Origin of the sequence: Tardiphaga sp. 862_B3_N4_1 (genome assembly GCF_051811085.1) — a bacterium.
GTDB lineage: Bacteria > Pseudomonadota > Alphaproteobacteria > Rhizobiales > Xanthobacteraceae > Tardiphaga > Tardiphaga robiniae.
In genome coordinates this window covers 2377695-2403156 of sequence record NZ_JBPWQB010000002.1, presented here as the reverse complement: position 1 = coordinate 2403156, position 25462 = coordinate 2377695, and the positions used below count along the sequence as shown (strand labels likewise).

The 25462-nt window shown below is 60.7% G+C and carries 24 protein-coding genes; 14 read left to right on the top strand and 10 right to left on the bottom strand.

Annotation, left to right across the window (positions count from 1 at the left end; all coding sequences use genetic code 11):
* Window positions 1–77: 77 nt before the first annotated feature.
* The 3 genes from AB8B02_RS28625 to AB8B02_RS28615 all read left to right on the top strand — a co-directional run bounded on the left by AB8B02_RS28625 (window position 78) and on the right by AB8B02_RS28615 (window position 1378).
* Window positions 78–305, top strand: coding sequence for a hypothetical protein (locus tag AB8B02_RS28625; protein ID WP_439065965.1), 228 nt, complete (start codon window positions 78–80; stop codon window positions 303–305).
* Complete coding sequence (rpmF, locus tag AB8B02_RS28620; protein ID WP_068732923.1) at window positions 247–432, top strand: 50S ribosomal protein L32; 186 nt, start codon at window positions 247–249, stop codon at window positions 430–432. Before AB8B02_RS28625 ends, rpmF begins: the two co-directional genes overlap by 59 nt.
* 274 nt (window positions 433–706) lie before the next feature.
* On the top strand, window positions 707–1378 hold the full coding sequence (locus AB8B02_RS28615; RefSeq protein ID WP_439065819.1) for a hypothetical protein: 672 nt from the start codon (window positions 707–709) through the stop codon (window positions 1376–1378).
* A 15-nt stretch (window positions 1379–1393) separates the two neighbouring features.
* On the opposite strand, the gene AB8B02_RS28610 is transcribed toward AB8B02_RS28615, so the two are convergent.
* Complete coding sequence (locus AB8B02_RS28610) at window positions 1394–1720, bottom strand: hypothetical protein (RefSeq protein ID WP_439065818.1); 327 nt, start codon at window positions 1718–1720, stop codon at window positions 1394–1396.
* A gap of 207 nt (window positions 1721–1927) precedes the next feature.
* On the opposite strand from AB8B02_RS28610, the gene AB8B02_RS28605 reads away from it, so the two are divergent.
* From AB8B02_RS28605 to AB8B02_RS28590, 4 genes are all read left to right on the top strand, one after another.
* On the top strand, window positions 1928–3664 hold the full coding sequence (locus AB8B02_RS28605) for an EAL domain-containing protein (protein ID WP_439065817.1): 1737 nt from the start codon (window positions 1928–1930) through the stop codon (window positions 3662–3664).
* Window positions 3665–3894: 230 nt separating this feature from the next.
* Window positions 3895–4260 carry a DUF1304 domain-containing protein gene (locus AB8B02_RS28600; protein ID WP_089262707.1) on the top strand — a complete coding sequence of 122 codons (366 nt, stop codon included), beginning with the start codon at window positions 3895–3897 and terminating at the stop codon, window positions 4258–4260.
* Window positions 4261–4657: 397 nt separating this feature from the next.
* Entirely contained in the window at window positions 4658–5860 is a 1203-nt protein-coding gene (locus AB8B02_RS28595) for an ABC transporter substrate-binding protein (RefSeq protein ID WP_439065959.1), read from the top strand.
* A gap of 14 nt (window positions 5861–5874) precedes the next feature.
* Window positions 5875–6420, top strand: coding sequence for a hypothetical protein (locus AB8B02_RS28590; RefSeq protein ID WP_439065816.1), 546 nt, complete (start codon window positions 5875–5877; stop codon window positions 6418–6420).
* Between the two features lie 59 nt (window positions 6421–6479).
* Here the strand turns inward: AB8B02_RS28590 and AB8B02_RS28585 are convergent, their stop codons facing one another.
* Together AB8B02_RS28585 and AB8B02_RS28580 are read right to left on the bottom strand one after the other, a co-directional pair.
* Complete coding sequence (locus AB8B02_RS28585) at window positions 6480–6842, bottom strand: hypothetical protein (protein ID WP_439065815.1); 363 nt, start codon at window positions 6840–6842, stop codon at window positions 6480–6482.
* Window positions 6843–6966: 124 nt separating this feature from the next.
* Window positions 6967–9165: a KAP family P-loop NTPase fold protein gene (locus tag AB8B02_RS28580; RefSeq protein WP_439065814.1), complete on the bottom strand. Its 2199-nt coding sequence runs from the start codon at window positions 9163–9165 to the stop codon at window positions 6967–6969.
* 923 nt (window positions 9166–10088) lie between these two features.
* Here AB8B02_RS28580 and AB8B02_RS28575 point away from each other — a divergent pair.
* On the top strand, window positions 10089–12362 hold the full coding sequence (locus tag AB8B02_RS28575) for a transglycosylase domain-containing protein (protein WP_439065813.1): 2274 nt from the start codon (window positions 10089–10091) through the stop codon (window positions 12360–12362).
* Window positions 12363–12415: 53 nt separating this feature from the next.
* Here the strand turns inward: AB8B02_RS28575 and AB8B02_RS28570 are convergent, their stop codons facing one another.
* The 4 genes from AB8B02_RS28570 to AB8B02_RS28555 form a co-directional block, all read right to left on the bottom strand.
* A complete protein-coding gene (locus AB8B02_RS28570) occupies window positions 12416–13252 on the bottom strand; it encodes a M48 family metallopeptidase (protein WP_089262719.1) in 837 nt (278 codons plus the stop codon).
* A gap of 280 nt (window positions 13253–13532) precedes the next feature.
* On the bottom strand, window positions 13533–14858 hold the full coding sequence (locus AB8B02_RS28565) for a polyhydroxyalkanoate depolymerase (RefSeq protein ID WP_439065812.1): 1326 nt from the start codon (window positions 14856–14858) through the stop codon (window positions 13533–13535).
* A 136-nt stretch (window positions 14859–14994) separates the two neighbouring features.
* Window positions 14995–15810, bottom strand: coding sequence for an ABC transporter permease (locus tag AB8B02_RS28560; RefSeq protein ID WP_439065811.1), 816 nt, complete (start codon window positions 15808–15810; stop codon window positions 14995–14997).
* Window positions 15807–16601: an ABC transporter ATP-binding protein gene (locus AB8B02_RS28555; RefSeq protein WP_439065810.1), complete on the bottom strand. Its 795-nt coding sequence runs from the start codon at window positions 16599–16601 to the stop codon at window positions 15807–15809. The genes AB8B02_RS28560 and AB8B02_RS28555 overlap by 4 nt, the downstream gene beginning before the upstream one ends.
* A 109-nt stretch (window positions 16602–16710) precedes the next feature.
* On the opposite strand from AB8B02_RS28555, the gene AB8B02_RS28550 reads away from it, so the two are divergent.
* On the top strand, window positions 16711–18027 hold the full coding sequence (locus AB8B02_RS28550; protein WP_439065809.1) for an ActS/PrrB/RegB family redox-sensitive histidine kinase: 1317 nt from the start codon (window positions 16711–16713) through the stop codon (window positions 18025–18027).
* A gap of 221 nt (window positions 18028–18248) precedes the next feature.
* Complete coding sequence (locus tag AB8B02_RS28545; RefSeq protein WP_439065808.1) at window positions 18249–19472, top strand: LON peptidase substrate-binding domain-containing protein; 1224 nt, start codon at window positions 18249–18251, stop codon at window positions 19470–19472.
* An 88-nt stretch (window positions 19473–19560) separates the two neighbouring features.
* On the opposite strand, the gene AB8B02_RS28540 is transcribed toward AB8B02_RS28545, so the two are convergent.
* Both AB8B02_RS28540 and AB8B02_RS28535 read right to left on the bottom strand, forming a co-directional pair.
* The gene (locus AB8B02_RS28540) at window positions 19561–20799 is read right to left on the bottom strand and encodes an MFS transporter (RefSeq protein WP_175368610.1); all 1239 of its coding nucleotides are present in this window, start codon (window positions 20797–20799) and stop codon (window positions 19561–19563) included.
* 114 nt (window positions 20800–20913) lie between these two features.
* On the bottom strand, window positions 20914–21594 hold the full coding sequence (locus AB8B02_RS28535) for a DUF938 domain-containing protein (RefSeq protein ID WP_439065807.1): 681 nt from the start codon (window positions 21592–21594) through the stop codon (window positions 20914–20916).
* 145 nt (window positions 21595–21739) lie between these two features.
* On the opposite strand from AB8B02_RS28535, the gene AB8B02_RS28530 reads away from it, so the two are divergent.
* Window positions 21740–22780: an MBL fold metallo-hydrolase gene (locus tag AB8B02_RS28530; protein WP_439065806.1), complete on the top strand. Its 1041-nt coding sequence runs from the start codon at window positions 21740–21742 to the stop codon at window positions 22778–22780.
* A gap of 50 nt (window positions 22781–22830) precedes the next feature.
* On the top strand, window positions 22831–23661 hold the full coding sequence (locus AB8B02_RS28525; RefSeq protein ID WP_439065805.1) for a class II aldolase/adducin family protein: 831 nt from the start codon (window positions 22831–22833) through the stop codon (window positions 23659–23661).
* 10 nt (window positions 23662–23671) lie between these two features.
* Here the strand turns inward: AB8B02_RS28525 and AB8B02_RS28520 are convergent, their stop codons facing one another.
* Window positions 23672–24727: a HoxN/HupN/NixA family nickel/cobalt transporter gene (locus AB8B02_RS28520; RefSeq protein ID WP_175368607.1), complete on the bottom strand. Its 1056-nt coding sequence runs from the start codon at window positions 24725–24727 to the stop codon at window positions 23672–23674.
* 219 nt (window positions 24728–24946) lie between these two features.
* On the opposite strand from AB8B02_RS28520, the gene AB8B02_RS28515 reads away from it, so the two are divergent.
* Together AB8B02_RS28515 and AB8B02_RS28510 are read left to right on the top strand one after the other, a co-directional pair.
* Window positions 24947–25183 carry a hypothetical protein gene (locus AB8B02_RS28515; RefSeq protein WP_068732887.1) on the top strand — a complete coding sequence of 79 codons (237 nt, stop codon included), beginning with the start codon at window positions 24947–24949 and terminating at the stop codon, window positions 25181–25183.
* Complete coding sequence (locus tag AB8B02_RS28510) at window positions 25183–25437, top strand: hypothetical protein (protein ID WP_089262737.1); 255 nt, start codon at window positions 25183–25185, stop codon at window positions 25435–25437. Before AB8B02_RS28515 ends, AB8B02_RS28510 begins: the two co-directional genes overlap by 1 nt.
* The last annotated feature ends 25 nt before the right edge of the window (window positions 25438–25462 follow it).

Sequence of the window (25462 nt, the reverse complement as noted above, 5' to 3'; positions counted from 1 at the left end):
CCGACATGTGGCGATGAACATGTCGGGATTCCGGGTTCGCGTGCGGCTGGCGCCGCTCTCGCCCCGGAATGACGAGTTTGTGGCGCGAAATCCCCGAAAAATCCGACCGCCCCGCCCTAGCCATGTCGTCGTCATTCCGTTATAAGCCGGCCCTTATCAGCGATTTTGCCCGCGCGATCTGTGCTGGCCGCCTGTCACTGGGCGCCGATCGAAACCATCTGCCAAGAACCTGCAAGGACTTTTCCTATGGCCGTTCCGAGAAGAAAAACATCGCCGTCGCGGCGTGGCATGCGTCGTTCGGCTGACGCGCTCAAGACCCCGACCTATGTCGAGGACAAGGACTCCGGCGAACTGCGCCGTCCGCACCACCTCGACCTGAAGACCGGCATGTATAAGGGTCGTCAGGTTCTGAAGGTGAAGAAAGAATCCTGACCACTGGATGGAGGGCAGCGCCACGTCAGGTGGCGCCGCCTTCGCTCGTCCACGTAAGGTCCGGGTCAGGCGGGTCGAAGCGCCAGCGGGCAAGTCGAGAAAGCTGTTCAGACAATAATTCTGAACTGGTCTTCCGCCCGAATTCGCTCCAACTCTGGAGCTAATGCGTTGTCCCGGTGATGCGCGCGCGTCACCTCGGTGATGTCGTCACCTTGGTGATGTCCTGCATCGCCCACATGCGTTCTGGTTCTCTCGCTCGCAAAGAAGGCCTTCGATGGCGTCGATCGGTTTCCCGCTGCTGCTGATTCCAGTGGCGATCTGCAACATCATCGCCTTCCTGATGCCCGACCTCGCGCTGTCGGGCCCGATCCCCCTCTTCCCGATCACGCTGATGTCCAAGGACATCTGGATGGTGACGCTCAACGACCTGCTCGTTGCGCTCAGCATTCTCTTGCTGTGGCTCGAAGTGATGCGCGCCGCGCGCCCGGCGCCGAAATATTTCACCGATCATTTCCTGTCGCTGCTGGTGTTCGGCGCGGCAGCTACTGAATTCGTGATGCTGCCGAAATTCGGCAACGCGACCTTCTTCCTGATCACCCTGACGGCGATGGTGGATTTCCTCGCCGGCATCTCGCTCCGCGCTCGCCGTCCGCGCCGCGTCGCCGCGCCGGTCTATGCACCGGAGCCGGCACCGCGTTATGAGCCTGCGCCAGCGCCGGTCGCTCCGACGCCTCCGCCCGCTCACGTTCCGGCCGCGACGTCCGTCGCCGAAGCCGTGTTGACCGATCGTCCGGAGCCAAAGGTCGAGAAGCTCGAACGGATCGAGCCGAAACTTGAACCGACCCCGGTCCCGCCGGAAGTCGTGGCGCATACGTCGCCGCAGATTACATCGCCGGATTTGCAGCCGGGTGGCGTCGCGTCGCCTGACGACAAGCCGAAGACGTAAGCGGAGAGTGCCGAGTCAGGCCATACGCTGCGTGTGGTTGATCGCCGATCCCGCAACATACATATTTGCCACCGACCGGTAAGCCGCCTCCACATCCGCCACATCAGCGCGGCGCAGCACCCGCGTTTGCGGCGCCTGCTCGGCGGTCGCGATCAGATGTGCGATGAAGGACGCGTCGGGCCGTGCCACGCGCGACGACACCGGCGCACTGTGTTGAACCGGCTCAAGCCGCGTCAGCGCGACGGCCTCCACGATGATCGAATCTTTCTCGACCACGAAATCGCCGGCGCGCCGCATCGGCTGCGGCGTCGTGGCGTAAGCGCGGGTCGCGGAAATCGACATCGTTAACAGTGCTCGCGTCTCAGTACGGGACGAGGGTTGCCCCTCCACCCTCTGCGTCGCAAGGGTCGTGCCGCGGCCCTCCACAGCTCAGATCGGGGCCTCATCAGGTTTGCGAAGGCCTGCCCCGCTACACTTTCTTAAGTCTTTAGGAACTTTGACTAACGATTGTAGCGATCTGAGCCGTATTGTCGGGGGGCGAATCACCCGATGACGTCCCAAAACGAGGCGACTTTGACATCCGCTGTTTCCCAGAGCGCCGCGGGCACTTCCGAGCCGCAGGCAGCAGAGATTCTGGCCGCACTCGGCCAGGCCGCCTTCATCTGGGACATCGCCAGCGACCGGATCACCTGGACCGACCAGGCCGCCGCCATCTTCACCGACATTCCCGCCGCGACCATCGCCAGCGGCGCCGAGCTGGCGACTCTTATTGAGCCGCAGCGCGGCATTCGCACCGAGGCACTGGCCAAGGCACTCGCTTCCGGCGGCGGCACCTACCGGATCGAATACGGATTACGTGCCTCGACCACGGCCGCCGTGCTGTGGATCGAGGAGAGCGGCAATTGCCGTGCCGATGCCGCGGGCAAGGCAATACGCGTCGAAGGCGTCGTCCGCATCGACAACGAACGCCATGCCCGCGACGAACAACTGCTGAAACTGGCGCAGCACGATCCCGTCACCGGCGAACTCAATCGTGCGCATCTTCTGGCGTCGCTTGCCGAAGCCATCGAGGAAGCCACCCGCTTCCGCTCGTCCTTTGCCTTCATGCTGATCGGCATCGATCATCTGGCGCGCATCAACGACGCCTTCGGCTTCGATATCGCTGACGAGGTGATCGTCGAGATCGCCAGGCGGATTCGCGCGCGGCTGCGCGGCGGCGACGTGATGGGCCGCTTCTCCGGCAACAAGTTCGGCCTGATCCTGAAGAACTGCACTGTTGACGATGCCACCATCGCCGCCGAGCGCTTTCTGGTCGGCATCCGCGACGACGTCATCCCGACGCAATCCGGCCCGGTCTCGGTGACCGCCACCATCGGCGCCGTCAGCGTTCCCCGCTATGCGCAGAACGTCAACGAAGCCGTCAACCGCGCGCAGGAAACCCTGAACGGCGCCAAGCGCCGCCGCCACGGCAGCTTTGCTTTGTGGCGGCCGAATGTGGAGCGCGATGCGCAGCGCCGCGTCAACATCCGCGTCACCGACGAGATCGTGACTGCGCTGAACGAGCGCCGCATCGTCACGGCCTTCGAACCCGTGATGCATGCCGACAGCCGTACCCCCGCTTTCTATGAAGCGCTGGTGCGCATGAAGCAGGATGACGGTCAATTGCTGTTGGCGCCGGATATCGTGCCGGTGGCCGAGAAATTGGGGCTGATCCGGCTGGTGGATCACCGCGTGCTCGAACTGGTCGTTGCCGAGCTGGCCGCCGCGCCGGATGTGCAGCTCTCGCTGAACATCTCGCCGGATACGACGATGGATCCGGACTGGTGGACCTCCATCGAGTCGATGATGGCGGCGCATCCCGGCGTCGCGCAGCGGCTGATCGTCGAGATCACCGAGACCGTGGCCATCCAGGACCTCGACGACGTCCGCGGCTTCGTCACGCGCCTGAAGAATTTCGGCAGCCGCATCGCCATCGACGATTTCGGCGCCGGCTACACCTCATTCCGCAACCTGCGCAAGCTCGGCGTCGATATCGTCAAGATCGACGGCGCCTTCGTGCAGAACATCGCACATTCCGCCGACGACCGTGCTTTCGTGCAGACCCTGATCGACCTGTGCCACCGGCTTGGCATCAAGACCGTCGCCGAATGGGTGCAGGACGAGGAGTCCGGCCTGATGCTGCGCGACTGGGGCTGCGACTACATTCAGGGTCGCCTCACCGGCCTGGCGTCATCCGCGCGTCCGTGGCTGGACCCGGCGACGGTGCCGAAGCCGGCGGTGGGATAGTTTCGGTCCCACACTGTCATTCCGGGCTATCTACCTTCGTCATTCCGGGGCGCATTCTCAGCGAAGCTGAGAATGCGAACCTCCGCCACTCCAATGGGAGGGGCGGAGAATCTTGTTATGGTATGAACACGTCCAGATTCCGGGTTCGCGACCGCCAAGAGGCGTTCGCGCCCTCAGGCAAACCAATTGGTTTGCCGGGAATGACAGTTGGGTACTAACGGGGGGCTCTCATGAACTTCATCGGTAATCTTCTGACCGCGCTGGTCGCGGCGCTGCACATCTATTTTCTCGTGCTGGAAATGTTTCTCTGGCAGAAGCCGCAGGGCCTGAAGACCTTCAGGAACACGCCCGAGAAGGCCGAGATCACCGCGGTGCTCGCGGCCAATCAGGGCCTCTATAACGGCTTCCTCGCCGCCGGTCTGATCTGGGGTCTGCTGCATTCCGCGCCCGCCTTCGCATTCCAGATCAAGGCGTTCTTTTTGCTATGCGTGATCGTCGCCGGTGCTTATGGCGCAGCAACGGTGAGCAAGCGCATTCTCTATGTGCAGGCCGCGCCGGCGGCGCTGGCGCTGATCGTATTGTGGCTGGCAAGTTAGCCCGGAGCGCCGCGCGGCTCCTTCTCCCCGCTTGCGGGGAGAAGGGTGGGATGAGGGGCATGGCACGCAGCCGGCGACAAACGCGCGCCCTCGGATCGCACTGATCGCCCGAACCACGCCTACCGAATTTGCATCAACATCGGCGCTCCGCCCCTCACCCGCCGCGAAGACGCGGCGACCTCTCCCCACCTAGCGAAGCTTCGCTTCGCCGGGAGCGGGGAGAGGTGAAGGAAAGTGCCCATCTCCTCGCCTTGCCAACGCGAAATCCTTGCCTCACACTCCCCGATAACGACGGCGCCCACACGGGAACGACTGTCGAATGACATATCATCAGGGAGGCAACGACATGAGAACATCGCTTCTTCATCGCTTCGCCACGACGGCTAAATTTGTCGGGATGGCGGCGATTGCGCTGACGGCCACATCGGCCGCTATCAATCCGGCACTCGCGCAGAAGAAATACGATCCCGGTGCCACCGACACCGAAATCAAGATCGGCCAGACCGTGCCGTTCTCCGGCCCCGCCTCGGCCTATTCGTCGATCGCCAAGACGCAGCTCGCTTATTTCAAGATGGTCAACGACCAGGGCGGCATCAACGGCCGCAAGATCAACCTGATCCAGTATGACGACGCCTATTCGCCGCCGAAGGCCGTGGAGCAGGTGCGCAAGCTCGTCGAATCCGACGAGGTGCTGCTGACCTTCCAGATCATTGGCACGCCCTCCAATGCCGGCGTGCAGAAATATCTCAACACCAAGGGCGTGCCGCAACTGTTCGCCGCCACCGGCGCCACGCGCTTCACCGATCCGAAGAACTTCCCTTGGACCATGGGCTACAATCCCAACTACCAGACCGAAGGCCGGATCTACGCCAAATACATCCTGAAGACCTATCCGAACGCCAAGATCGCCATCCTCTGGCAGAATGACGATCTCGGCCGCGACTATCTCACCGGCATGAAGGCCGGGCTCGGCGACAAGGCCGCGACGATGATCGTCTCGGAAGCGTCCTATGAACTCGCCGACCCGACCATCGACTCGCAAATCGTCAAGCTGAAGTCCTCCGGCGCCGACCTGCTGTTCAATGCCTCGACGCCGAAATTCGCCGCCCAGGCCATCAAGAAGGTCGCGGATCTCGGCTGGAAGCCGGTCCATATCGTCGACATCAATGCGACCTCGGTGGGCGCGGTGCTGGTACCTGCGGGGCTCGACAATTCCAAGGGCCTCATCTCGACCAATTACGGCAAGGACCCGCTGGACCCGCAATGGAAGGAAGACGCCGGCATGAAGCGCTACATGGCCTTCATGGACAAATACTATCCCGACGGCGACAAGAACTCGAACTTCAACACCTATGGCTACGGCAATGCCCAACTCATGGTGGAGGTGCTGAAGCGCTGCGGCGACGACCTCACCCGCGCCAATGTGATGAAGCAGGCCACCAGCCTGTCCGGGCTCGAAACCGACCTTCACCTGCCCGGCATGCGGCTCTCCACCTCGCCCACTGACTACCGCGTCAACAAGCAGCTGCAGATGCAGCGCTTCAACGGCGAGCGCTGGGAACTGTTCGGCCCGATCATCGAGGATGACTCGGCGGGTTAGGCCGAGGGAAATCGATGAAAACTGGAACCGGCTTCCTCCTCGCAACCGCGATGTTGAGCGGCATGTGCTCATTTGCGGAAGCACAAGGAGGGGGCCGTTTCCTTAGTAGCCTAATTGCGCGTGGTGGAGCTGCCGCAGTGCGATCAAGCGCATCTGGAGGCGCGACGACCTACATAAAGACGTATGGAGCCGATGTGCTAAGCGTCGCTCAGCTCACTACTTGCATTAAGAAAGCAACCAAACTGGACAGCGACAGCGATCGCATTGAAGCCAGTCGCGCCTCGATCCAAGAGCTGCAGTTGAAGGTTCAAGCTTCCAATTCTTCGCTTGAGTCGCAGCGCAATCAACTGGACCGCCGCAGCAAATTGGCAGTGAACAAGTTCAATGCATCCATCGACCGCCACAACGAATTCGCACAATCAGCAAAGTCGGAACAGTTATCTTTTAACTCCAGCGTCGATGTCCATAATGGAGATATCGACACCTATAATGCAGAATGCGCAAAGAAGTACTATGCGGATGACTTAGCCGAGGCCCAGAAGATCGCGGCTGCTAACTGACCACCGTTGCACCGGAAACGACGGCGAAGCCGTTTTCCGGTGCAAACCATAGCCTGCGATCAGGCCGTCTTGGCAAACATCGTCAGCACGCCGTCGGCGATATTGATCGCCACCACCTGCGCCGAACTCATGCCCTTTTCCTTGAGCGCATTGGCGGCCGCCGGCGAGGCATCGATCGAGGCGCGCAGCGCCTGCATGTCCTCGGCGCTGGATTTCGACACGACCTCCTCGACCTGCGCCTTCACCGCCTCCGGCAATTGCTTGATGTCCACCACCTGGATGCTGGAGATCTTGGCGCTGGTCTGCCCGCCGGACTTGGCCGGCGCCTTTTCAGCCTGGGTCGCGGCTCCCTGTGCGAACACGAAACCCGGCGTGCCGAGCGAGAGAATGGCCGCGAGGGCCGTCGCTGTCATAATGCGCATGGTCGTTCCTTTCCGGTTGGGAAGGAGCGAAGGGGTAGCGCGGGAGTGTGCAGAAGGTCTGGAATAGGTGTGGTGGTTTGGTGAGATCAATGCGGCGACAGGATGATTCGATCTGATTAATCAATTAATCTTCACTGCCGCGCAGTTCAGCCTTAAGAAATTCACTCTGAATACGACGGCTCTCGTCTGAGCCAGCATTCTGCGCGGCACTGGAAAGTCTCTCCTTAAAGTGCGTGACGTCAATCAATTCGGAGAATGTCTTTGCATTAAAAATTCGAACCTCTGACCTAGTCGTTCCAACTGTACGATATGACGTGCTTGCAAGAACCTGAGCTAACCGCAAAACAGAATCATCAACGGCGATCTCTTTCATTAGCCACTCTCTAACTGGTTTAACACCAGCGATTGATCGCCAAATGAAGATAAGCCGGACGGGCCGAATGAGTTGAAGAAGCTGGCCATTCTCAGCGATGCCGCTAATCCTGGTTGCGATCATCTCCGCCGCATTGATAGCTTCCTCGCGTCCCATATAACAATCATCGCCGTAAGTGGCCTCGCCTCCATAAAGACCATGCTGACCCGCAAGACGGATTACAGCGTTGCTCGCAAGCGTGATCCCTCTAGGATGCGCTTGTAAAATTGAAAGCCTTTTCAGCCTCTCAGCCGCAGAGAGTGGAGTGAGGCCATGCACGGTAATAGATTCCAACCTCTGAAGATTATCCTCCACAAAGAATTCCCAGACCCTATCCTCCCTTTGGATCAGCTCATCACTAACGTCGAGAAATGTTCTTAATGTCTCCTCGGACAATAGTGGCTTCACATGCACAGTCTCGAAGACCTGCTCCAAAAAATTTGCGACAGGTGGGTTCCGCTTGCCAACTTTCCTCTGAGCGAGTTCCCTCAGAAAAATGGGGAGTCTCTCACTCACATCCACCGCCGAAAGTAACGCTTCAATATCAGCTTTGGATTGTCGGCTTGGGTCGCGCCCAAACAGAAAATAATTTCTATAGTATTGTTTAGTACATATCCGTCTGTGTTCGCGCTTTTTTAAGTAGGGAATATCGCCAATGTGCTCATTCCAACCTTTTGCAAGTGCGGGGAAGAGATAAGCGAGAGCCTTCTTCGCTGCCTGTGGATTCTTCGCATTTCTCGGCTCGAAGCCAGAGGAAAATTCTTTCTCCTCCTTGAAGGTCCAGTTTTCACCAGACAGTTCCTCGATGTTCTCGAAAATTTTCTCATACTCTCCGGGCTCGAACAATTGCAACGACGTTAGAATCACAAGATCCGTTAGATCAACGTCACCTGCAACATTCGGCCATATGATCTGCATCGCATTGTAGATACGTGATACATCCCGCGGCGTCTGAATATAGGGCTGAACCGCCTGAAAGAAAGCCATTTGCCATCTCTCGAAATCGTTCGGCTCCGTATCGCCAATGACGGAATTTAGACGCTGAAAGAAGAGGTCTCGTATCTCCGCCTGCCAAGGAGGCGGTAACTTGACCTGCACTTGTATGATCTTCTCGAGGAAATCCGGATCAACGCGATCTACTCCGGCTCCCATGGCCTGCGTCACCACACTCCTGTCGAAGGATAGAACGTAAAGAATATTCGGCAGATCACCCAGACTTTTGACGAGCGAGAAGATCGATCTCATTTCAGAGGGCATAAGCCGATCGACGTCATCAATTACAATGATGATTCTCTTCGCAGATTCTCTAAGGGCAACAGCAAGATCACGCTTTAAAGATTCAAGACTCGATGTTTTTGAAGCAAAGCTTTGAATGCCCTCACCGACGGCTCGCCCAGCTGCGCTACCAACGCCAAACGCTGCAACACCACCTGCTGCTAGCGCACTAGCACCACCAGCAACTACACCTACGCTCGGAAGGTATGCCGTTAGCTTCTTTATTGCATTCGATATTGCCCCATTTTCTGAATGACCAATGGCGGCGCCAACTTCACCGAAGAAGGCGCGCACCAAGTTCTCTTGACCGCTGAAATTCCATGGGTTGAAGCGAATTAAATGGGTCTTCCTTTTGCCGTGGAAGGCTTCCCATTCGACCTCAACGGCAGACCACTCACGTTCAACTAGGTCTGCAACTGCAATACCGCTCTCGCGCGCCAACTCGCGAATAATGATGCGACGCTCAATTAGTCTAAGCGCGCTTGTCTTACCTGCTCCCCAGGCCCCTTCGATCGATACGACAATCCCTTCGTCCGGCGCCATCTCGGTTAGTGATCGGGCTAATGCATCGGCAAACTGAGAGAATCCCAGCACGTCGTCGTCTTCACTAGCGATAGGGCGATCGCTCGATAGCATCGTACGAATCCTTCTATTTTGAGACAGAAGGTAGAACTAATACTACGCGTTGTCCCGGACAGGATTGACAACATCCGCAGCTGTGATTATATTCCATTTCGTTCTACTCACGAGGGGCGCTTCTCGAGGGCGCTTTCGAAGTGGAGTTTGGATGCGGCGCCTGCGGACGTGCCTCGCAAGCACGGACTCGGGAGGTCGGGGGTCACCGTCCGGGCCCACTACGGGGCTCTGCCGGAAACGGCTGGACGGGTGCGGGTGAAGGCAGGCGAAAGCCTGTCCGGAACGAAGGACTTTCATTAGTCCTGCCCAGTACCCGGAAGCGCGGTCCCTCGAACAGAAAAGCCGCGATGGCGCGCCGAAAGGCGATGCGCGGATCGCAAGGGCCTTCGCAAGGCCGGAGCGAAACGCGAGAACGACCCAATTGCGCCTTTCGGCGCGTCATCCCCCTCATTGTTGAGGGGGAAAACCGGTCCACCCGCTTTGCGCCACGGGCGCGATACGGACGGCGCGTGGGCGGTGAGATTTTTCCAGGGAATGGCGTGGCTGTTTGACAGGTGAAGCGGTGCGTGAGCGTGCGAGGGACAGTGCGTGTGTTGCGCAGTGCAGCCACACAATGCTCAGGTGTCATCCCCGCCTAGTGCGCCGAAGGCGCACGCGGGGCGGGGATCCATAGACACGTGCAGAGATAATCGAGACGAGGATCTCGCAACGCTTATCCTTCGGGCCAAACATGAACTCGGAGGTTATGGATCCCCGCCTTCGCGGGGATGACAGCCATGTTTGCAGAGGCTTCGCGCATACGAGCACGTACACATATAGCGGCCTGACCATGGAACCTTGTTTCCCTTACGTTAACTTCTGCGTAACCGCCCCTTAAACCGCGGCCGCTAGGCTCGCGGTATCGGGTGGCGTGGTGTTTGCGTATGGCGTGGGGCAAGAAAAAGAACGGGCGCAAGGAGCCGACCTTCGGGATCGGCGCGGCGCTGTCCGATCTGCGCCTCACGGCGGATGATCGCGTGCCCGGCGGCGGCGATGACCGACCCAAGAAAACACCCAAGCAGGCGCCGAAGCGCGAGTCCAATAGCGGCGGCGGCGACAAGCCGCGCAAATCCCGGACATCCAGCAAGGCGCGCAGCTCCGGCGGCCTCGGCAAAGGCGTCAAGCGGCTGTTCTACTGGGGCGCGGTGCTCGGCCTGTGGGCGGCGATCGCCATTGTCGGCGTCGTGATCTATGTCGGCGCGCATCTGCCGCCGATCCAGTCGCTGGAAATTCCCAAGCGCCCGCCGACGATCCAGATCGTCGGCATGGACGGCACGGTGCTGGCGACGCGCGGCGAACAGGCCGGCGCCAATGTCTCGCTGAAGGATCTGCCGCCCTATCTGCCGAAGGCGTTTATCGCCATCGAGGACCGCCGCTTCTATTCGCATTACGGCGTCGACCCGATCGGCATCGCGCGCGCGGCCGCCACCAACCTGATGCATCGCGGCGTGTCGCAGGGCGGCTCGACGCTGACACAGCAGCTCGCCAAGAACCTGTTCCTGACGCAGGAGCGCACCATGGCGCGCAAGCTGCAGGAAGTGGAGCTGGCGTTCTGGCTGGAGCGCAAACATTCCAAGGCGGAGATCCTGGAACTGTATCTCAACCGCGTCTATTTCGGCTCCGGCGCTTACGGCGTGGAAGCGGCGGCGCAGAAATATTTCGGCAAACCCGCCAAGAACGTCACGGTGGCGGAAGCGGCGATGCTGGCCGGCCTCGTGAAGTCGCCGTCGCGCCTCGCCCCGAACCGCAATCCGGAAGGCGCCGAGGCCCGCGCCAAGGTGGTGCTGGCGGCGATGCAGGACGCCGAATTCATTACGGCCGCGCAGGCCAAGGGCGCGACCGGCGTGCCGCAATACAACGTCAAGCCGGTCGGCGCCGGCACGGTGAATTATGTCGCCGACTGGATCGGCGAAGTGCTGGACGATCTCGTCGGCCAGGTCGACGAGAGCATCATTGTCGAGACCACCATCGATCCCAAGCTGCAGAGCGTCGCCGAAGCCGCCATCATCGACGAGCTGGCGGCCAAGAGCGTCAAGTTCAACGTCACGCAGGGCGCGCTGGTGGCGATGACGCCGGACGGCTCGGTGCGCGCCATGGTCGGCGGCCGGAACTACAGCGAGAGCCAGTTCAACCGCGCGGTGACCGCGAAGCGCCAGCCGGGATCAAGCTTCAAGCCGTTCGTCTATCTCACCGCCATCGAGGCGGGGCTGACCCCGGAAACCATCCGCACCGACGCGCCGATCGATATCAAGGGCTGGAAGCCCGAGAACTACACCCACGAATATTTCGGCTCGGTGACCCTGACCCAGGCGCTGTCGATGTCGCTGAACACCGTGGCCGTGCGGCTCGGCATCGAGGTCGGCCCGGCCAGCGTGGTGCGCACCGCGCATCGACTGGGCATCGCCTCCAAGCTGGAGGCCAATGCCTCGATCGCGCTCGGCACCTCGGAGGTGTCGATGACCGAACTGGTCGGCGCCTATGCGCCCTTCGCCAATGGCGGCCTCGCCGTGTCGCCCCATGTGGTGAACCGCATCCGCACGGTGGAAGGCAAGAAGACGCTGTATACGCGCCCGTCCGAGACGGCGAGCCAGGTGATCGACGCCCGCGCCGTGGCTGCCATGAACACGATGATGCAGCAGACGATCCTGTCCGGCAGCGCCAAGAAGGCCGAACTGCCGGGCTGGTACGCTGCCGGCAAGACCGGCACCAGCCAGGATTTCCGCGACGCCTGGTTCATCGGCTACACCTCGCAGCTTGTCACCGGCGTCTGGCTCGGCAATGACGACAACTCACCGACCAAGAAGGCCACCGGCGGCGGGTTGCCCGTGGAGATCTGGTCGCGCTTCATGAAGACGGCGCATCAGGGCCTGCAGCCGCAGCCCGTGCCTGGCCTGGCGCCGTCGAATTCGTTCAGCAACAATCCGATCGGCCAGGCGCTGTCGAGCCTGCTGCCCGGATCGCCCGCACCATCGCCATCAGCGCCACCGGAACGCGGCTACGTGCCAAGCGCCCCCGTCTATAACGGCTATCGCCCGCAACCGCCGGCACCGACGCAGACCAACTACCCCGCCGCGCGCCAGCAGCCACAGCAAAACGTGCGGCCGGAAGCCGCGAGCGGATTGGATGGCTGGCTGACGGAGCGACTGTTCGGGAGATAGTGAGCGAGCGTCCCGGGCACGCGATGCACAGCACCGCGGCCGGGACCAAGAGCTCAATCCTGCACGCCGAAACGATGCAGGTCGTTGCCATGGGTATCGAGCCAGGCCTTGGCGCGTTCGGTCGCGGGGCAGATGCGCCCGACCACGCGCCAGAACTTCACCGAGTGGTTCATCTCAACGAGATGCCCGACTTCATGGGCCGCGAGATAATCCAGCACGAAGGGCGGCGCGAGGATCAGACGCCACGAGAACGACAGCGAGCCCTCGGTGGTGCAGGACCCCCAGCGGCTCGACTGATCGCGGATCGAGATCCGCTTCACCTTGACGTTCAGCTGCGCCGCATAGCGGTTCGATGCCTTGACGAGATCGGCCTTGGCTTCGCGCTTGAGGAAATCATGGATACGTCGGTCGATATGCTCGACATCGCCGGCGACGCAGATGATCTTCTCGCCGTTGTCGCGGGTCTCGGTCCATACCGTCCCCCGCCCCGCACGGTGCACGATCCTATGCGGAGTTCCCCGCAGCGGAACCGTTGTGCCGTGTTCGAACGGTGCTGCCTTCGGCAAACGACCAAGACGCGCGGCGATCCAGGCGCCATGACGTTGTGCGAAGTCCTTCGCATCGGCCAATGACCCACGCGGCGGCATGGTCAGGATCGCTTCGCGCTCGCTCGGATGAATGCGCAGCGTATAACGCGTCGCACGGCGGTGCCTGCGCAGGCGTATGGCGAAGATCTGGGAGCCGTGTTTGACGGCAAGCGTGTCTGGTTCGGTGGGGCGGCGGTAGAGAAGTGCGCGGAAGGCCATGTCAGTAGTCCCGGTCGTCAGTAGATCGACCGGATTCTGCCATAACCGCCGCCACGGGAATTGCTCGGCGCAAAAACAAATCATTTGCCCAATATACGGGGTCAAAAGGCGATTTGTCCCCTACCGGATGGGGTCCGGAACAGGAATCTGGATTCAAAAGAACGTTGAATTTCGGAATCTAAGAGTGAATCGCGCACCGCTGCTAGAAATAGGCGGAAAATCCGGTTTCCATGCCTATTTTCAAGGGCTTAGAAAGCGCGCCATCGCAACTCACACGCGATCATCGCGCATTTCAACGATGTTGTTTTCGATTCATCGATGGTGATCGCGCACATGCATCGTCACCGCATGTGCGCGTGTTGAATCACTCAGCAGCAGCGGCGCGATGGCGCGCGCTTGCTGCGCTCAGCATGAAGTCAGACACGCGCGGCACGATTTCAGATTTGAATCGCGATCCATTGAACACGCCGTAGTGTCCAACGCCCTTCTGAACGTAATGCACACGACGCTCATCGGGGATCGAACTGCACAACATATGCGTAGCTTCGGTCTGACCGAGGCCGGAAATATCGTCGTTCTCGCCTTCGACGGTCATCAGCGCAACGTTGACGACCTTCGACGGATCAACAGGCTTGCCGCGATGGGTCATCTCGCCCTTCGGCAGCGCATGTTTGACGAACACGGTATCGACGGTCTGCAGGTAATACTCTGCAGTCAGATCCATCACCGCCAGATATTCGTCGTAGAACTCGCGATGCTTGTCCACGAGATCGCCATCGCCCTTCACCAGGTTCTCGAACAGCTTCCTGTGTGCTTCCACGTGGCGGTCGCGATTCATGCTAATGAAGCCGCTGAGCTGCAAAAAGCCTGGATAGACGTCGCGCATGATACCTGGATGCGGAAACGGCACCTTGGTGATCACGTTGTTGCGGAACCAATCCATGCCCTTTTCGGCAGCGAGATTGTTCACAGCGGTCGGATTGCGGCGCGTATCGATCGGGCCGCCCATCAGCGTCATCGACAGGGGCACATAGGGATCGTTCTCGGCTTCCATCACCGACACCGCAGCAAGCACCGGCACGGCGGGCTGACAGACGGCGAGAACATGGACATTGCCGCCGAGCACGTGGAACATCTCGATCACATAGTCGATGTAGTCTTCGAGATCGAAGCGGCCCGCGGCCAGAGGTACCTGACGCGCATCCGACCAGTCGGTGATGTAGACCTCATGGGTCGGCAGGAAGGCCTCGACGGTACCACGCAGCAATGTCGCGTAGTGGCCGGACATCGGCGCCACGATCAACACACGCGGCTGCGGTGCGCGCAGCGGACGCGGGTGCTTGCGATCGAAATACAACAGACGGCAGAACGGCTTTTCCCACACCGAACGGATTTCGATCGGCGTGCGCACACCATTCACGTCGGTATCGTGCAGGCCCCATTCCGGCTTGCCGTAGCGGCGCGTGGTGCGTTCGAACAATTCGCAGCCCGCCGTCACCGACTTGCCGAACTCGGTCTGCGAGAACGGATTCAGCGGATTCTGAAACAGCATCCTGGTAGCGTCTGTCATCGCGCGCGCCGGATTGAGCGACGCGTAGGCCATCTCATACATCCAGTACATCGGGGTGGTCAGAGCCGGGCTCGTCTCGGACGGCAGGGCTGGCGGCCTGCCAAATTCACCTATCGGCATCTGTCCTCACTCGTTGAGCGTCTGCTTTTGCGCTGCAGTATATACTGGTGTCTGCGTAAGAAAGCGTCAATGCGCCGCACACATGGCTTTCAGGCCATTGGCGGTAAAAACGGCGGTTATCCCTTGATAAATGGTCTTATTCGCCGCCGGAGATCAACGTTCCGGCGCGCCTGGCGCTGTTCAAAAGCCCAAGAAATATCGCGAATGAAACAATAAACAGCACGACGTTGATGGCCAGCGCAGTCAACATCAGGTCGGCGCGGAAGGTGTGATCGAACAGCAGCGCCCGCATGCCCTCGAACACATAGGTCGGTGGCAAGGCCCAGGCGACATATTGCAGCCACGTCGGCAGCACCGAGACTGGATAGTAGACGCAGGCCAGCGGCATCAGCCCGAACATCAGCGTCCAGACAATGCTCTCGGCGCCGAGGCCGTTGCGCAGTACCAGACCCGACACGAAGATACCGAGCGACCAGCTCGTGAAGATCAGGTTGCAGAAGAACGCGATCAGCGGCAGGCCGAGCGCGAACAGGTTGAATTTGAAGAACATTGCGAGAATCACCATCGGGATGATGCCGATGGCGAGGCGGATCAGGCTCATGATCATCAGCGAGATCAGAAACTCGATCGGCTTCAGCGGGCTCATCATCAGGTTACCGAGATTGCGCGCCCACATTTCCTCAAGGAAGGAGATGGAGAAGCCAAGCTGGCCGCGAAACAGGATGTCCCACAGGATCACTGCGCCGATCAGCGTGCCGCCGGCCTGGGCAAAGAACCCGGCATTCTGCGAGATGTAATTCTGCAGGAAGCCCCAGGTGATAATCTGCAGCGCCGGCCAATAGACCAGTTCCAGCATCCGCGGCCACGACGACACCAACAGATACCAGTAACGCAGCACCATTGCATTGACGCGATGCATGGCGATGCCGTGTGACCGCTCCACGAGGCTCATGGCGCCTGCTCCCGGTCACGACCGCGCGCAACGTCGAGGAACACGTCTTCCAGCGTCGTGCGGTTATAGCGCAGCAGAATCTGCTCCGGGCTGTCGTCGTCCTCGATGCGGCCCTTCTTCATGATGATGACGCGGTCGCATAGCCGCTCGACTTCCAGCATGTTGTGCGAGGCTAGGAGGATCGTGGCGTTGTTGCTCCTGCGATAGGTCTCGATATGTCGCCTGATCCAGTCGGCCGTATCCGGGTCGAGCGAGGCCGTCGGCTCATCGAGCAGCAACAATTCCGGCGCGTTGATCAGCGCCTTGGCCAGCGCGACACGGGTTTTCTGGCCTGCCGAGAGCTTGCCGCTGGCGCGGTCGAGAAAATCGGTGAGATCGAGGTCTTCGGCCAGTTGCGCGATACGGCCCTTGAGGTCCGGCACGGCATAGAGCTTTCCGAACACGGTGAGGTTTTGCCGGACCGTGAGCCGCATTGGCATGTCGACGTAAGGGCTTTCAAAATTCATCCGGCCGAGCACCTCGGCTGATTGCGCCGGCATCGCACAGCCGAGCACTGAGACCTTGCCCGAGGTCGGCAGCGTCAGCCCCATGATCATGGCAATGGTGGTGGTCTTGCCGGCGCCGTTGCCGCCCAGGAGACCGGTGATACTGCCGCGCGCGATCTTGAACGAGATGTCGTCCACGGCGCGGTTGGTCTTGTAGAATTTGACGAGATGCGCGACGTCGATCGCCGCCGAAGCATTGCGATCAACCGTCGCCGCATGACCTGACTTGGTGTCTTCAATCGTCATTGCTGCCGTTCCATGCGGCATTGTGGCGGCGAAGGCAAGCTTGGGCGCTTCAAGTGGCCGCAGCCCGCATGGGTTTGTGGTCATCGCCCGGGGCGTCTAATGTCCTGATATGACCGATATTTCCGCCTCCGACTTTCGCCAGCCGCGCCGTTATGTTCGTCTCGACACGATTCTGCGTTTGCGCTGGCTCGCTGCGCTCGGCCAGTTGGCGGCGATCTTCGTCGTGGTGCAGGGGCTCGAATACGACGTCGCCATCATTCCCTGCGTGACGATCATCGGCCTGTCGGCGACCCTCAATCTCGTGCTGCAGACGCTGTTCAATCCGGTCCACCGGCTGGAACCGCTTTTCGCAGCCGCCCTGCTCGCGCTCAATATCATCGAGCTGGCGGGCCTGCTCTACTGCACCGGCGGATTGCAGAATCCGTTCTCATTCCTGTTTCTGGCACCGGTGCTGATCTCGGCGACGGCATTGCCGACCCGGTTCACCATCGCGCTCGGCGTTCTCGCGGCAGCCTCTGCCACCGTGCTGGCGTTCTTTCATCTGCCACTACCGTGGGACTCCGCAGAACCGCTGGTGTTGCCGCAAATCTATCTGCTCGGCGTTTGGTTCTCGATCCTGACCGCCATCGGCGTAACCAGCCTCTATGCGTTTCAGGTCACCGAGGAAGCCCGCAAGCTTTCGGACGCACTCGCCGCCACCGAACTGGTGCTGACGCGCGAGCAGCATTTGACCCAGATCGACGGTCTCGCCGCCGCTGCCGCGCACGAATTGGGAACGCCGCTCTCGACCATCTTCCTGATCTCCCGCGAGCTCGAGAAGAACATCCACAACAATCCGGAACTCGCCGACGATCTGAAGACCGTCCGCGAACAGGCGCAGCGCTGCCGCGAGATTCTGTCCAAGATCACGCAGTTGAATTCGAGCGGGGCGCCATTCGACCGCATGCCGCTCTCGCAGCTGATCGAGGAAGCGGTGGCGCCGCATCGCGACTTTGGCATTGCCATCAAGATACGCATCGCCGTCGCCAACGCCCCGGAACCGGCCGGCATGCGCAATCCGGCGATCCTCTACGGCGTCGGCAATATTCTGGAGAATGCGGTCGATTTCGCGCGGGAGCAGGTCGAGGTGAACGCCTGGTGGAATGCGGAAAGTATCGTGATCTCGATCTCGGACGATGGCCCGGGCATTCCACCGGACCTGCTGAAGCGGATCGGCGAGCCCTATCTGTCGCGTCGGCGCCCCGCCGAAGAGGGCGAACATCGCGGCCTCGGCCTCGGCGTGTTCATCGCGCGCACGCTGCTGGAGCGCACCGGCGCCAGAGTCACTTTCAGCAATCGTGTATTTCCCGATCACGGCGCGGTGGTGCAAATCTCATGGCCGCGCGACGCGTTCGAGACTGCTGAGCAGTTGGCCGATGTCGACTGATACAGGTCTCACTGTCGCGTGAACGCAGCCGACAGTTCCACCTCATTGACAGCTAGACGCGTTTGAGCCAATTTTACCTTGGTTGATACGACCTGCCGGTTGCGCCCTGAACGGGACGGTGAACGTATCGCTTCCTTTGCCGACACCCTTTGTCCGAGCGACCGGGTCAGCAACGCAACCACCTGATGCCCCCTGGTTCGCTCACGCAAAGGACGAAACAGATGCGCGATTTTCGCGATGCAAAGGCTATGGCGCAGACCCTGCGCGAAAACCTCACCACCAAAGCCGTCACGATCAGTCACAGCGAAAGCCTGGAGCTGATATCGAGAATATTGGGTGTCGCTGACTGGAATACCTTGTCTGCGATGCTGCAGGTCGGTCGAACTTCGCCAGAAGTGCCGACTATCAAACTTCAAACCGGAATATCAAGCTACCCGGCCATTCCTCTGAGAGATCTCGTTCCATTCCCGACAACGACCTACCCGCTTTTTGTCGGACGGGAGAAAACAATACTCGCTCTGAAAGATGCCTTTGCGCGGCAGCGAGAGGTCGTGCTTGCTGTTCAAAAGAACGAAACTGTTGACGAACCTGGCTTCGAGGACATCTACGACATTGGCGTTCTCGCCCAGTTGCTTGAAATTCAAAGGCTTGATGACGGCACGCTCAGAGTTCTGGCACAGGGGCGTCAACGCGTCGTGATTCAGCGTTTCGTAGGCGAGACTGGCTCGTATAGAGCCGATGTTACAGGCGTGAGTGAGGGTCCTATTCCTGATGAGCCCGAACTGATCCAGCAGGCAGTCAAGCGGTTCGAGAGCTACGTTTCGGCTCACGACATGCGCGTGCCACCGATTTGGCCGCCACTGGAGAGAACCCTCGACCCCGGACGGGTTGCCGACGTCATCGCCTCGCATATCGTCCTGCCGATCAGCGAAAAGCAGAGGCTGCTGGCGACCCTCGACCCAGTGAAGAGGCTGAAAAGCGCCGATGCACTTATCGACCTGTCGACGCTGCCGCTTTCGCCCGCGCTTCACGCGACGCGGCGACGCGCAATCGAATATGCCGACCAGAGAGGTCATCAATATGCAACCTTGGAGCACCTGTTACTCGCACTGGTCGATGACGCCGATGCCGCGGCGGTGCTGCGGGATTGCAATGCCGATTTCGGCACGTTGAAAGCCGACCTGATGCGCTACCTCGACAAGGAACTGAAAAATCTGATGATCGAGACCGGCAAGAATGGCCAGCCGACGGCAGCATTTGTGCGTGTGTCTCAGCGTGCTGCGGTTCACGCGCAGGAGCTTGGCTGGTCTGAAGTGAAAGGGTCGAACACCCTGCTGGCCATCTTTCCCGAAACAAGAAGTCCGGCTGTCCGCCTGCTGAGCGGACAAGGCATCACCCAGAAATTGGTTACTGCCTCGATCACTGGAAACACAGGAACGGCCTGACGACGTCCGGACGTCCCAGAGTGTCGTTCACAAATGCCGGCTTGGGCGATGGTGATCGCCCGGCCGGCAAGTGTGTGATGCGCCTTGGTTAGACCGCCGGATCGGGAAACGCCGCAGCCTGCTGCACCGCGCGGCGCTTGATGAAACCGGCCATGACCAGCGCCACGAGCCCGAGAACGACCGGCGGGAAAACCACAGCATTGACTGTCGACCAGCCGTAATTCGCGAGCAACTGGCCGGACGAGAACGAGCCTACCGCCATCAGGCCGAACACCAGGAAGTCGTTGAAGGCCTGCACCTTGTTGCGCTCCTGGGGCCGATGGGTCTCCAGCACCAGCGCGGAAGCGCCGATGAAGCCGAAATTCCAGCCGAGGCCGAGCACGACGAGACAGACCCAGAAATGCATCGCGCTGATGCCGGCGATGCCGATCACCGCGGCGATCGCCTCCAGCGCCAGACCTGCGGCCACGACCTTCGACGCGCCAAAGCGTGCGATCAGCGATCCCGTGAAGAAGCTCGGACCGTACATCGCCACGATGTGCCACTGCAGGCCGAAATTGGAATCGCTCAGCGTCAGCCCGCAAAGCTTCATCGCCAGCGGCGCCGAGGTCATCACGAGATTCATCATCGAATACGACACCACGCCGCAAATCGCGGCTGCGATGAAGCGTGGCTGCCGCACGATCTCGAGCAACGGCCGGCCACCATGCATGTCCGCAGGCGCAGGCTTCGGCGCATCCACGGTCGAGAGCAGCGCCATCGCGATCAGGGCAACCACCGCCTGCGCCGCGAAGCTCGCAGCAAACAGATAGGGCGACCAGATATCCATGGTCCACTGCACGAGTTGCGGACCCAGCACGCCGGCGAATACGCCGCCGGCCATCACCCAGGAGACGGCTTTCGGGCGATAGGACGGGCTGGCGCCATCGGCGGCGGCGAAGCGATAGGATTGCGCGACCGCGCCGTAGAAGCCGCCGAAGAATGTCGCGCAGCAGAACAGTGCGAATGATGCTTTCAGGATCGCGATGGCGCCGAGCAGGCCGCAGATCGCACCGGCGCCACTGCCGATGATGAAGGCGACGCGGCGGCCATAGGCGCGGGAGATCATGCCGACCGGCAGCGTCCCGCAGGCAAGTCCGACGACATAGACCGAGATCGGCACCGTCGCGAGCGACACGCTCGGCGCCAGCGTCGCCCCGACAATGGCGCCGGTGGCGAAGATGACCGCCGAATTGGCGCCGCCAAGCGCCTGCGCCGCAGCCAGCCGCATCACGTTGGAACGTGCGCGCGCGTCATCGTGAATCTCTGGGGTAGCCGCGTCGATCATGGGAAAGTCCGCCCGGATGTGGCCCGGTTCGTCCCGGGGCCTTTGTTCAGCGCGACTATGACGACCGCCCTGCGGCAGATCAACACACGCCAGCGCGCACGCACCATGCGCCGATCATCCCGGCGACCTGGCAAATACAAGGATCAGATTGTTGGCGGGCATCTCGATGACCTCAGCCAGCCGAAGGCCGCCGCCCTGCGCGACGTGCTCCAGATCCTCGACATCGCGCACGCCCCAGTCAGGATTACCGTCGCGCAGGCTGGTGTCGAACACGGCATTGCTCACGGCCGTATGTTTGCCGCCGCGCTTGAACGGGCCATAGATAAAGAGATGTCCATCCGGCCGCAGATATTTTGCTGCGCCCGCGATCAAGCCTTCGGCGACGGGCCAGGGTGCGATGTGAACGACATTGGCGCAGAACACCGCGAGCAGAGCATCCGGGCCGTTGCCGTTCTCCATCTCCGGGCACCATGCCGGATCGGTCAGATCGATCCGCAGCGGCGGTCTGACATTGGTCAATTTCGCATGGGTGCGCCAGGCGGCGATGCTTTTGAGATGAGCGTCGTTGAGGTCGCTCGGCCACCAGGTAATGTCGGGCGTTTGTCCAGCGAAGTGAATGACATGCTGGCCGGTGCCGCTGCCGACTTCCACAACGTCGCCGCAAGCCTGCTGCAGGAAAGTCGCAAGAACCCGCCAGATCGCCTCGTGGTTGCGATGGAAAGCTGCGGCATCGAGCCGGCCATCATCTTCCACGCGTCGGCCATCCCGACCGAATTCGACCACATATTCCGCCATCAGGCCCTCACTGCTGCGGGCAGTATCCCGAAGTTGCCTTCACGAACAAGAGAAGAAAAAGATCGTCCAAACGCCGGTAATTGGGTTAATATTCTAGCGAATACAAGATCTGAAGAAAGATCGACCACGCAGAATTGGTGCGCCCATGATCTTCCGTCAGCTGTTCGACAGTGTGTCCGGCACATATAGCTACCTGCTTGCCAGCCGCCACGGCGGCGAGGCGCTGATCCTCGATCCTGTCCTGGAAAAGGTCGATCGCTATTGCCAGTTGCTGCGCGAGCTCGACCTGAAGCTCGTGAAGGCGGTCGATACGCATCTTCATGCGGACCACGTCACCGGCCTCGCCGAACTGCGCGACCGCACCCATTGCGTCACCATCATGGGCGATCAGAGCAAGGCCGACGTCGTCGCCATGCGCGTCAGCGACGGCGACAAGGTGACGATCGAAGGCGTCGAGCTCGATGTGATGTATACGCCCGGCCACACCGATGACTCCTACAGCTATCTGATGGGCGACCGCGTCTTCACCGGCGACACGCTGCTGATCCGCGGCACCGGCCGCACCGATTTCCAGAACGGCAGCGCACGGGCGCAATATGATTCACTGTTCAACCGCTTGCTCAAGCTGCCCGACGAGACGATGGTGTTCCCGGCGCACGACTACAAGGGCGACACTGTCAGCACCATCGGCGAAGAGAAGCGCTATAATCCACGGCTGCAGGTGAAGTCCGTCGAGGACTACATCGAGCTGATGGGCAAACTTAATCTGCCAAATCCGAAACTGATGGATGTGGTGATCCCGGCTAATATGAAGGTCGGGCTGAAGCCGGACGCGCTGAAGAAGCAAGGCCTGGCGCTGTCTCCGCGGGAGGCCATTGCTCATCTCGGCGATCCCGCCATCCTGCTGGTTGATCTGCGCGAGAGCAGCGAGCGCGCCAAGCACGGCGTGCTCGCTGGCGCGCTGCATGCGCCCTACCCGTCGATATCGGACAGCCTCAAGCCCGGCGGCATGTTGCGGGAGGTCGCCACTGCCACCAAGCGCCGCATCGTGTTCTTCTGTGCCTTTGGGGAACGCTCGGCCATGGCGGTCAGTGCCGCAAAGGATGCTGGCATCGACAATGCCGCACATCTAGACGGCGGCATCGATGCGTGGAAGAAAGCTGGCGGCCCGGTGCTGGCCGCATAATATAGCGAGCAAGGCGGACCAACCCGCCGCTCGACAGGGGGAGGACTACAATGGCGTCGACACGATCGGCTGCGCCAATGCTGCTGGCAATGGTGTTCGCACTCTCCCTGCAACCGGCCTTCGCACAAACCGCAGCACAGACCCCCGCGCCAACATCTGCCGGCCCCATCGACCCAGCGTTGATGCAGGACCTCGTGGTGGCGAACCGCGTCCTTACCGATCTCAATGTGATCGACGGATTCGGCCATGTCAGCATGCGCCACCCGACCGACCCCAATCGCTACCTGATGGGGCGCTCCGTGGCTCCGGCGCTGGTCACGGCCGACGACATCATGGAATACGACCTCGACTCCAATCCGGTCGATGCGAAGGGACGCGCCAGTTTCCTCGAACGCTTCATCCACGGCGAAATCTACAAGGCCCGGCCCGACGTCAAAGCCATCGTCCATACACATTCGCCGGGGATCATCCCCTTCAGCGTCAGCAGCACGCCGTTACGGCCGGTGTTTCACCTCGGCGCCTTCCTGTTTCCCGACGTGCCGGTGTTCGAGATCCGCGATAGCGCCGGCATGAGCAACATGCTGGTCAGCAACACGCAACTGGGCAAGGCGCTGGCCAGTACGCTCGGCGACCGCAGCGTCGCGCTGATGCGAGGCCATGGCAGTGTCGTCGTGGCAGCCACCATTCCAATGGCGGTATTTCGCGCTCATTACAGCAACGTGAATGCACAGTTGCAGTCACAGGCGCTCGCGCTCGGCGGATCGGTGAGCTATTTGCTGGGCGAGGAAAGCCAGAAAACGCTGGCTGTGATCGACCAGATCCATGGCCGGGCCTGGGATCTGTGGAAGCGCGCCGCGCTGGAAAAGATGGCACCCAAATAGCGACGCCGCATCAGGCCTCGTGAACCCGTACCTCGATGTCGTCATAGCCTTTGACGCGATAGACGATCACCGAGATCATCCAGCTCAGGATGAAAATCGCGATGATGAGATAGCCGAGCGCGCCGAAATTCTCGTTCAGCGCTTCGATGCCGTCCCAGAAGCTACCTGACAGATCGAGCTTGCGGCCAATCAGGCCGAGCGCCTCGACGCCGCCGATCACCAGCGCCACGATCACCGACACCAGCGTGATGATCATGTTGTAATACAGCTTGCGGATCGGCTTCACGAAAGCCCAGCCATAGGCGCGCACCATCAAGACCGAGTCCGTTGCATCGACCAGCGACATTCCCGCCGTGAACAGTGCGGGAAACACGAGAATCGACCACATCGACATGCCATCGGCGCTTTGCGAGGCGGAGATACCCAGCAGCGCGATTTCGGTCGCGGTGTCGAAGCCGAGGCCGAACAGGATGCCGAGCGGATACATGTGCCAGCTCTTCGAGATCACGGCGAAGACCGAACGCAGCATGCGGCCGATGACGCCGCGCTGCGAAAGCAAAACATTGAGATCTTCATCGATGAATCGCTCACCGCGCTTCACTGCCTTGAACAGCCGATACACCGATACGAGAATGAAGATATTGGCCACTGCCACGATCAGCAGGAAGAAAGCCGAGACGCTCGTGCCGATCAGGCCGCCGATTTCCTTGAAGTCCGCGAATTTCTCCTGCAGCGCTGACACTGCCAGCGCCACGAAGATGGATGCCACGACGACCACCGTGGAGTGACCGAGCGAGAAAAACAGGCCCACGGACAGCGGCCGCTTGCCGGACTGCATGAGCTTGCGCGTCACATTATCGATGGCTGCAATGTGGTCGGCGTCAACGGCGTGGCGCAGGCCGAAGGTGTAGGCGAGCAGCGCGGTGCCCAGCAGAACCGGCTGGTCGCGGAAGGCGATCAGGGCCCATATCCAGGCCAGCACATTGGCCGGGATCAGAATGGCGTAGATGGCGATGATGCGGCCGCGCAGGTTGTCGGCGCCATCGTTGAACAGTGTGCGGATCATGGAGATTCTTGCAGTCCGGATTACCACCGGATTGTCTCAGGAAGGCCTGACGGACGCAACCTGGCCTCATTCGCGTCGAATTCGCCGCATTTCCGGCACAAAGCGATTAACTGCAGCGGCCAGTTAGGTGGCAGCAGGGGTGCCGCTTCCTATATCTACGTGATAAGAATGACACAGAGTTCGCTGCGCGCCGATCGCGCGGCCTAACCCGAGGCGTTGATGGACACCGAACAGGAACAGAAGACACCCGCAGAACTGAAGGAAATCCGGCTCGCCCGCAAGGCGGCGCAGGAAGCCGAAGGCGTGAAGGCGATGGCCGACATTGCGGCCGCCGATGTCGCCATCCGCAAGCGGACCGAGGAACTACGCGCGCTTCGCCTTGCCAGGGAAGCCGAAGAACTGGCCAACCCGCCCGAACCCAAACCGAAAGCTACCAGAAAAAAGAAAACGAGCTGATGCCAACTGACGACAAAGCGACGAAATCCGAACGCGACGCCGCGGCCAAAGCGGTACTCGACAACATGGCCCGACTGAAGGCCATGCGCCTTGCCCGTGAAGCGGTATCGCCCCCCGCGCCGGCCAAGAAGAAGACCGCAACGAAATCGGGCAAGACGTCTTCGAGCAAGACATCGTCAAGCAAATCGGCGGAAAAAGCACAGGCCTTGGCAGCGTGGCTCGCCGATCAGCGCAGCGGCGGCCGCAGGACCTGACTATCGCAGGACCTGCTTTCGCAGG